The organism is Nonomuraea sp. NPDC001699 (assembly GCF_053596455.1).
Window position 1 is genome coordinate 135594 of record NZ_JBSFGF010000022.1, and the last position, 8847, is coordinate 144440.

Here is an 8847-nt window from a genome sequence, read left to right on the forward strand (position 1 = left end):
CCCTTCGGGGGCGTGCACGGCGGGCGAGCGTCCGTACCCGGCGCGTGCTCGTACGCCGGTCGGAACCGGTGGAGCGGCGTCGCACACTTTTTGCGTGTCCGAAATCCCGATAAATACGGGCTTGTGGTCCATTGTGGCGCTCGGGAAGGATGCTGGCAGGCGGACGGTGATCCCGTCCGATCGCAGGCGAGACGAAGGACGCCGGATGACCCAGGCCGACGCGGTTGCATCTCTTGTGGAGCGCAGGTTAGGCCGCGCTCTCGATCCCGATCTCAATTTCTTTGAAGCCGGGTTCGACTCGCTCGCCCTGGTCGAGCTGCACGAGGAGATCACCGGCGAGCTCGGTCTGAGCCTGCCGGTCACCGCCATGTTCACCCACCCGAACCTGCGGGCCCTCTCGCACCTGATCGCGCAGGGCCAGGCGCCCGCCCCCGCCAGGCAGGACGGCGCCCGTCGCCGTCCGCTGGGCGGCAGCCGCCGCGACGTGCGCGCCAGGATTCGCGAGGAAGGTCGGTGACCTCACACGAACAGCCCGTCGCGGTGATCGCGGTGGGGCGCTTCCCGCTGGAGGCCGGGGCGGCCGAGGAGGCCGGGCACGATCCGGGGGCGCAGGTCGTCCGGACGTACGGCGGGGTGGGCAAGGCGTGCGCGGCGCTGCTGGCCGGGGAGTGCGAGCTGGCCGTGACCGACGCCGGCGAGCTGCCGCCGGGCACGCTGCGCGGCACCCTGGTCCTGCGGCTGCTCGACCGGGCGTTGCTCGACGGCGACCTGGTGCACCGGGTGATCTGGCCCGACGACCTGGCGGTCGAGGACGGCTTTCCGCAGGTGCACGCCCCGGGCGACGGCCGTCCGCGGGTCGTGGTGTGGTCCGGCCGTACCCGCGAGGAGGCCGAGTCGGTGCGGCGGAGCCTGGCCGGCTTCCTCGCCGGGCTGCCGGAGGACCGCTTCGCCGACGTCGTGGGAACCCTGCAGCAGGGACGCGTCCACCACCCCGTCAGAGGCGCGGTGGTCTGCCGGAGCGCCGCGGAGGCAGCCTCCGCGCTGGGCCGGGAGCACGCCTACGAGCAGGGGCCGGTCCGCCTGGCCCTCTCCGCCGAGGCGTCCGGCCTGTACGGCGTGGAGCGGGTGTTCACCGAGGCCGTGGACGTGTGCGAAGAGGTCTTCGCGGCGCGCGGCGCCGAGCTGTCACGCGAGTTCGCCGCCGCCTACGGGCTGGCCGCCACCCTGACCGCCTGGGGCGTGCTCGCGGAGGTCCCGGCCCCGGAGCTCCTCGCCGGGCACCCCGCGCCGGAGGAGGCGCTCGCCGCCCTCGCGGGAACGACCGGCGGAGCCGAGGTCCGGGCAGATGACGACCTCGCGGGAACGACCGCCGTAGCCGAGGTCCGGGCAGGCGACGATCTCGCGGGGCTGCTGGCCGCCGTGGCCCGGTTCTGGACGGGCGGCGGCGGGGTGGACTGGGCCGCGCTCGACCCCGATCACCCGCTGCAACGCGTCCCCATCCCGAGGCCGCAGCCGGAGCTGCCCGCCTCCGTGGAGGAGCCGCGCCCGCTGTCGGCGGTGCCGTACTCGTTCTGGGTCCTGGAGCAGCTCGCGCCGGACAGCGGCGTCTCCAACCTGGCGGTGGCGCTCAGGTTCGACACGCCGCTGCGCAGGCTGCCGCTGCAGATCGCGGCGAACCGGCTGGTCAAGCGGCATCCGGCGTTGCGCCTGCGGTTCCCCGTGGTGGACGGGGCCCCCGTCCGGCACCTGGTGGCCCCCCAGGACGCCCAGCTGAAGGTCGAGACGCGGGCCACGACCGAGGAGACGCTGGTCGCCGACCTCCAGTCGTTCCTGGACGAGCCCTTCGACCTGGGTCGCGACCTGCTCATCAGGGTGGGCCACTTCACCCTGCCCGACGGCGCGGGAACCGTGGTGTGCCTGGCCGGCCACCACATCGTCATCGACGGCACCTCCATGCAGCTCCTGGTGGAGGAGCTGGGCCGCTTCTACGACAGCCAGACCGGGCACGGCTCGCTGCCCCCCGAGCTGGCGGGGCCCGCGCCGATGCTGGAGCCGGGGGAGCCGCCGGAGGAGTCGATCGGCTACTGGCTGGACCGGCTCGACGGCGTCGACCCGGCGGCCATGGTGCTGCCGGGGAGCAGGCACTCGCCGGGCCGTCCGACGTTCGCCGGGCACACCTGCTCATGGCTGGTCGACGCCGAGACGGTGGCGGCCCTGGACGAGCTGCGCACCACGCTGCGCACCACCGGCAACATCGTGCTGGCCACCGCCTTCCTGCTGACGCTGCGCGGGCACGGGGCGGGCCCGGACCTGGTGATCGGCATGCCGGTCAGCACGAAGACGGGCGAGGAGCACAGACGCGTCGGCTACGCGGTGAGCACACTGCCGCTGCGCGTCCACGTCGAGCTGGACGACGACTTCGAGCAGGTCGCCAGGCGCGTGGAGGAGGCGTTCGCGGAGGGCGTCGAGCACGCCGGAGCCTCGGTGGAGGCGGTGCTGACCCGCCGCGGGCACGGCACGGACGACTGGCGGGTCCCGCTGTTCCGGCACATGTTCAACTACCGGCCCTGGAGCGACGAGAAGGTGCACGTCCAGGGCGAGGTGCCCGGGTACGTCGACAACCTGATCGACCGCAGCCGCCTGGACATGCAGTGCAACGTCATCCAGGAGCCGGACCGGCTCACCGTCCGCATGGTGCACAGCACCGAGGTGCACGACGAGGACGAGATCGAGGCGTTCACGGCCAGGATGTGCGCGGTGGTGCGGCAGGCGGCCCGCGGCCGGGTGCCGGACGTGCTCTCCCCTGCGGACCGGGCGCTGCTCGACCGGGTCAACGACACCCACCGCGCCTGGCCCGGCACCCTGGCCGAGCGCATCCTGCCGGGCCCGGCCGTCGCGGTGCGCGAGGACGGGCGCGAGGTCGCCTACGACGAGCTGCTGGGGCGCGCGGCCGCGGTCCGTGACCTGCTGCGCGAACGCGGGATCCGGCACGGCGACGTCGTCGCCCTGGGTTTGGGGCGCTCGGCGGACCTGGTGGCGGCGGTGCTCGGCGTGTGGCAGGCGGGAGCGGCGTTCCTGCCGCTGGACGTGCGGCAACCGGAGTCGCGCCTCGCCTTCCAGGTGGCCGACTCGGGCGCGCGGCTGGTCGTCACGGCGGGCCGGCCGGACTGGGCGGGGGAGACGCCGGTCGTGCCGATGCCCGGCACGCTCGGACAACCCGGACCCGCCGAGTACGGAGACATCGCCTACGTCATCTACACCTCCGGCTCCACCGGACGGCCCAAGGGCGTGCGCGTCACGCACGGGAACCTGACGAACCTCGTGCTCGACTTCGCCGACCGGCTGGGCGCGCCCACGAGCGTCCTGTGGTCCACCACCACCTCCTTCGACATCTCCTGGCTGGAACTGCTGTTGCCGCTGGCCTCCGGCGGCACCGTGGTGGTGGCCTCGGACGAGGACCAGCTCCAGCCGGGCAGGTTCCTGGAGCTGATCGCCGCGACCGGCGTCCAGGTCGTGCAGGCCACGCCGACCGCGTGGCGGCTGATCGCGCCGGAGGCCGGGCGGGAGCTGGCCGGACGCACGGTGCTGTGCGGCGGCGAGCCGATGCCCGCCGCCCTGGCCAGGGACCTGCTGGAGCTGGGCTGCCGGGTCTTCAACGTCTACGGGCCGACGGAGACCACCATCTGGTCCACCGCCGCCGAGCTGCGCGAGCCGCCGCTCGACCCGGTCCCGGCGGGCGAGCCGCTGGCCAACACCCAGATCTTCGTCACCGACGCCGCGGGCCGCGAGCTGCCGCCGGGCGTGCCGGGCGAGCTGTGCGTCGCCGGTGCGGGGGTGAGCGCGGGCTACCTCGACCGGCCCGAGCTGACGGCCGAGCGTTTCGGCCACCACGACCGGTACGGCCGGTTCTACCGGACCGGCGACCGCGCGCGCATCCGCCACGACGGCACGCTGGAGCTCCTGGGCCGCGACGACCGGCAGATCAAGCTGCGCGGCCACCGCATCGAGCTCGGCGAGGTCGAGGCGGCACTGCACGAGCACGACGCGGTGCGCACGGCCGCGGTGATCCTCGACGGCGACCCCCAGACCGACGGACGGCTCGCCGCCTTCGTCGAGGTCACCGGCCAGGCCGCCGAGGAAGAGCTGTGGCGCTTCGCCAGGACGCGGCTGCCCGACTACGCCGTCCCCACCCGGTACATCGTCACCGACAGACTGCCCACCACCGCCAACGGGAAGATCGCCTACCGCGAGCTGGTGGTGCCCGCCGAGGACGGCGCCCCGGCGCGGGAGGCCGGCGACGGGCTGGTCCAGCAGGTGGTGGCGCTGTGGCGGGACGCGCTCAAGCGGCCCGGCCTCGGCCCGCACGACAACTTCTTCCTCAACGGGGGCCACTCCGTGCTGGCCGTCCGGCTGATCGGCCCGCTGGAGGAGCTGGCGGGGCGGGCCGTCTCGGTACGGGCCGTGTTCGACCATCCGACGCCGGCCGAACTGGCCCTACATCTGGGGGACGCCCTATGACGCCGTGGTTCGTCCAGGTCAAGGAGGGGGAGCGGGCGCTGGTCGCCTTTCCGCACGCGGGCGGCGGCCCGGCCTCGCTCGGCGAGCTCGCCGGGCACTTCCCGTCCGGGGTGGGGCTGTGGTCGGTCAACCTGCCGGGACGTCAGGCCAGGCTCGCCGAAGAGCCGCGGACCGACCTCGACGGGCTGGTCGACGACCTGGCGCGCGAGCTCGCCGGGTGGCGGGAGCCGTACACGCTGTTCGGCTACTGCAGCGGGGCGCTGCTGGCCTTTCTCGTCTGCCGTCGCGTGGTCGAGCTGGGCGGGCGGCCGGAACGGCTGGTCGTGAGCTCGTTCGCCGCGCCGGACGTGACCCTGCTGCTGCGCCGCCTGCCGTCGCTGCCGTCGTGGCTGTTCTGGGAGCAGCTGATCGAGCTCGGCGGCGTCCCGCCGGAACTGGCCGACCGGGAGGCGCTCTGGCCGGTGCTGGAACCGGCGCTGCGCGCCGACTTCGGGCTGCTGGCCGGCTATCACCACCGGCCCGGGCCGCCGCTGCCGGTGCCGATCTCCGTCCTGTACGGCGCCCGCGACGCCTCGCTGACCAGGGGCGGCCTGCTGGGCTGGCGGCGGCAGAGCGCGCAGCCGCCCGCGTTGAAGGAGCTCGACTCCACCCACTGGCTGGCCGAGGAGACTCCGGACGCCCTGGCCGCCGCGATCGTTGAGGAGATGGGATGCGCCTCGGTTACAGCATGAGCTACTGGGGCGGCGCGGGCCTCGGCCCGGCCGACCACCTGGCGCTGGTACGGGAGGCGGAGGCCCTCGGCTATTCGTCCGTGTGGGCGGCCGAGACCTACGGGACCGACCCGGCCAGCCTGCTGGCCTGGATCGCCGGCCAGACCGAGCGCATCGCCCTGGGCACCGGCGTGCTCCAGATGACGGGACGCAAGCCCGTGGTCGCCGCGATGACCGCGGCCACCCTCGACCAGCTCTCCGGCGGCCGCGCCCGGCTGGGCGTGGGCCTGTCCGGCCCCCAGGTCGTCGAGGGCTGGCACGGCGAACGCTTCGAACGGCCGCTGGCCCGCGCCCGCGACTACCTCCAGGTGGTGCGCAAGGCGCTGCAGGGCGAGCCGGTGCGGCACGACGGGGACACGATGACGCTGCCCCTGCCCGGCAGCGAGGGCAAGGAGCTGACGCTGGCCGTCTCGCCGGTGCAGGAACGGCTGCCGGTCTACCTGGCCGCGATGGGCCCCAAGAACGTCGCGCTGGCCGGCGAGCTCGCCGACGGCTGGCTGGCCATCCACTTCCCGCCCGACCACCTGGCCCGGATGGCCAAGCACCTGAACGGCGCCGACCTCGACATCGCGCCCATGGTGCTCACGCTCGTCGAGGAGGACCAGGAGCTGGCCTACGACATGATGCGGCCCATGCTCGCCCTCTACCTCGGCGGCATGGGCTCGCGCCGTACCAACTTCTACAACCGCCTGGCCGCCACGCTCGGCTTCGAGCAGGAGGCCGCCCGCATGCAGGAAGCCTTCCTGGACGGGCGGCAGGGCGAGGCCATGGCGCTGCTGCCGGACGCGCTCGTCGACGCGATGACCATGTGCGGTCCGGCGGGCAAGGTGCGCGAGCGGATGGCGGCCTACCAGGAGGCGGGCGCGACCACGCTGATCGTCGGCCTGGTCACGCCCACCCGGCGGCTGCGCAGCCGTCAGCTGCGGCTCATTGCTGGTCTGGCGCCGGCATCCCGATGAGCTTGGCCAGCGGGGACCAGGCCATCGCCGCGATCGGCACCAGCGCGCCGATCGCGATGACCACCCACAGCGTCGTCCGCGTCCCCAGGGCGCCGGCCAGCAGGCCGGCGCCCAGCGCCCCCAGCGGGGCGGGGATCAGGCCCAGCGAGTAGATCGACGCCACCACGCGGCCCTGCAGGTGCGGCGGGGTGATCGTCTGCACCAGCGTGGTGTTGGTGACGAAGAAGATCTGCGAGCTGACGCCGCTGACGAGCTGCGCGACGACCAGCATGGCCACCGAGGCCCAGACCGGCCCGATGGCCAGCGGGATGAGGAAGAGCGCCAGGTTGCCGTACACCATCGACCACACCAGCACCTTGCCGATCGCGTAGCGCCGCATCACCTTGACGGCGATCAGCGCACCGATGATCGCGCCCACGCCGCCGCCGGCCAGGATGCTGCCGAACCAGGCCGCGGGCACGCCCAGGTCGCGGATCACGTACAGGGCGTAGATCGAGTTCATCGAGCCCAGGATGAACAGCGAGTACACGGCCGAGGAGATGGCCAGCGGCCGGATCAGCTCGTGCCGCATCACCCAGCCCATGCCCTGCCAGATCGCCTTGTGCACCTGCCCGGGGGTGGTGTCGTCCGGCTCGGGACGGGCTTCGGGCCGCTTGATCAGCGCCACCGCGATCGCCGAGGCCAGGTACGACACCGCGTCGATGATCAGCAGCGCGGGCGCGGCGAGCACCTTCAGCAGCGCCGCGGCCAGGCCCGGCCCGAACGTCTGGGCGGTCGACTCGGTCAGCTGCAGTTTGGAGTTGCCCTCCAGGAAGTTCTCCCGCGGCACCAGGAACGGGAAGTAGCTGCGGTAGGCCGTCTGGAAGAGCGTGCTGAGCAGCCCGAGGGCGAAGATGACGCCGTAGATCCAGCCCAGCGTGAGCATGTCGGCGAACCACGCGACGGGGATCAGCATCAGCAGCACGAAGCGCGCCACGTCCGTCCAGATGAGGATGGGACGCTTGCGCACCCGGTCGGCCAGCACGCCGAACAGGAGGAAGAACACCATCGGGAGCCGCAGCAGGAAGCCGACGACGCCCATCTCGGCCTCGGAGGCGTTCAGGACGGTGACTGCGATCACCGGGAACGCGAAGAGGCTGATGGCCGAGCCGAACTGGGACAGGCTCTGGCCCGCCCACAGCCGCAGGAAGTCGGGGTGCTTCCAGAGGCTCGTTCGCTCACTGGTCGGGGATGCCATGATCCATCCACCTTCTGATCTCGGTGGCCGCTCCGGCGACCAGGGGTTCGTACAGGATGGGGACGCGTTCCTCGGGGATCGCGTAGTGCGCGAGCCGTCCCTTGGCGACGGAGGACCAGCTGCCGTCCTCGCGTGTGGGCGCGAAGAGCGCGACGTCGCCGTCGTAGGGCTCGTGCCGGTAACCGCCGACGGCGTGCGCGTTGGCCCGGAAGACGGCCAGGTAGCGGCGCGCCTGCTCGACCTCGGCGGTGTCGGGCGCCAGCCGGTCGGCGGCCGAGGCGGCGCCCATGACCGTGAGCAGCCGCTCCTCCGGTGACTGGGCGGCGAGTTCGGCCGGGTCGAGCCCGAGGGTCTCCTCGGGACCGCCGGCCAGCGCGTGGAACAGCAGGACCGTGTCGTCCTCCAGCGACGCCTCGGCCACGGGCTCCTCGGCGTTGGCGTAGAGCAGCACGACCAGCGGCACCTGCTCGCCGCGTTCGCGCAGCCGCCTGGCCACCTCCAGCGCGATGTTGCCGCCGATGCAGAACCCGCCCAGCACGTACGGCCCCTTCGGCCGCACCTCCAGCAGGTCGGCCACGTAGGCGTCGGCCATCTCGGCGAGCGTGGCGTGCGGCTCCTCGCCGGGCACGAGCCCGCGCGCGGCGATGGCGTACACCGGCTGGTCGGGGCCGAGGCGGCGGGCCATCGGGTGGTAGCGGAAGACCTGGCCGCCGAGCGCGTGGATGAAGAAGATCGGCGTGCGGTCGCCGTCCGGGTTGAGCGGCACGACGTGGCTCGGCGGCGCCAGGTCCTCGGGCTGGCGCAGCACCCTGGCCAGCGCGCTGATCGTCGGCGCGGTCAGGACGGTGCCCACCGGCAGGTTCCGTCCCAGCTCCTGGCGGATGCGGGCGGCCAGCCGCAGGGCGCTCAGCGAGTGGCCGCCGAGCTCGAAGAAGTCGTCCAGGATGCCGGCCGCGGGCACCTTCAGCACCTCTTCGTAGAGCGTGGCGAGGCGCGCCTCCACCTCGTCGCGCGGCGGCACGTACGGCCGGCCGCTCGCCGCCTCCGGCCGGGGCAGCGCGGCCCGGTCCAGCTTGCCGCTGCGGGTGAGCGGAAGGCTGTCCAGGCGCACCCACCGGCGCGGGATCAGGTGCTCGGGCAGGACGTCCTGGAGGTCGGGCACCTCGCCGACGACGTAGCCGACCAGGCTGTGCTCGTACGCCGTGACGGCCGCGTCCCGGACCCCCGGCTGCGCGCGCAGGACGGCTTCGATCTCGCCGGGTTCGACGCGCATGCCGCGGATCTTGACCTGGTGGTCGGTGCGGCCGAGGTATTCGAGTTCGCCGGTGGGGAGCCAGCGGGCGAGGTCGCCGGTTCTGTAGAG

At 73.4% G+C, this 8847-nt stretch carries 6 protein-coding genes; 4 read left to right on the forward strand and 2 right to left on the reverse strand.

The features are described from left to right. Positions 1–205: 205 nt before the first annotated feature. The 4 genes from ACWCSU_RS41805 to ACWCSU_RS41820 are packed head-to-tail and all read left to right on the forward strand — an operon-like array spanning position 206 to position 6247. Entirely contained in the window at positions 206–517 is a 312-nt protein-coding gene (locus ACWCSU_RS41805; RefSeq protein ID WP_357707339.1) for an acyl carrier protein, read from the forward strand. After that, positions 514–4518, forward strand: coding sequence for an amino acid adenylation domain-containing protein (locus ACWCSU_RS41810; protein WP_449942173.1), 4005 nt, complete (start codon positions 514–516; stop codon positions 4516–4518). The genes ACWCSU_RS41805 and ACWCSU_RS41810 overlap by 4 nt, the downstream gene beginning before the upstream one ends. Beyond that, complete coding sequence (locus ACWCSU_RS41815) at positions 4515–5249, forward strand: thioesterase II family protein (protein ID WP_364097268.1); 735 nt, start codon at positions 4515–4517, stop codon at positions 5247–5249. Before ACWCSU_RS41810 ends, ACWCSU_RS41815 begins: the two co-directional genes overlap by 4 nt. Further along, a complete protein-coding gene (locus ACWCSU_RS41820; RefSeq protein ID WP_357707342.1) occupies positions 5228–6247 on the forward strand; it encodes an LLM class F420-dependent oxidoreductase in 1020 nt (339 codons plus the stop codon). The genes ACWCSU_RS41815 and ACWCSU_RS41820 overlap by 22 nt, the downstream gene beginning before the upstream one ends. Here the strand turns inward: ACWCSU_RS41820 and ACWCSU_RS41825 are convergent. Then, the gene (locus tag ACWCSU_RS41825; RefSeq protein ID WP_357707344.1) at positions 6216–7484 is read right to left on the reverse strand and encodes an MFS transporter; all 1269 of its coding nucleotides are present in this window, start codon (positions 7482–7484) and stop codon (positions 6216–6218) included. The genes ACWCSU_RS41820 and ACWCSU_RS41825 overlap by 32 nt on opposite strands. Continuing rightward, the coding region (locus tag ACWCSU_RS41830; protein WP_364097272.1) for an alpha/beta fold hydrolase at positions 7465–8847 on the reverse strand (1383 nt) is incomplete at its 5' end. The genes ACWCSU_RS41830 and ACWCSU_RS41825, both read right to left, overlap by 20 nt.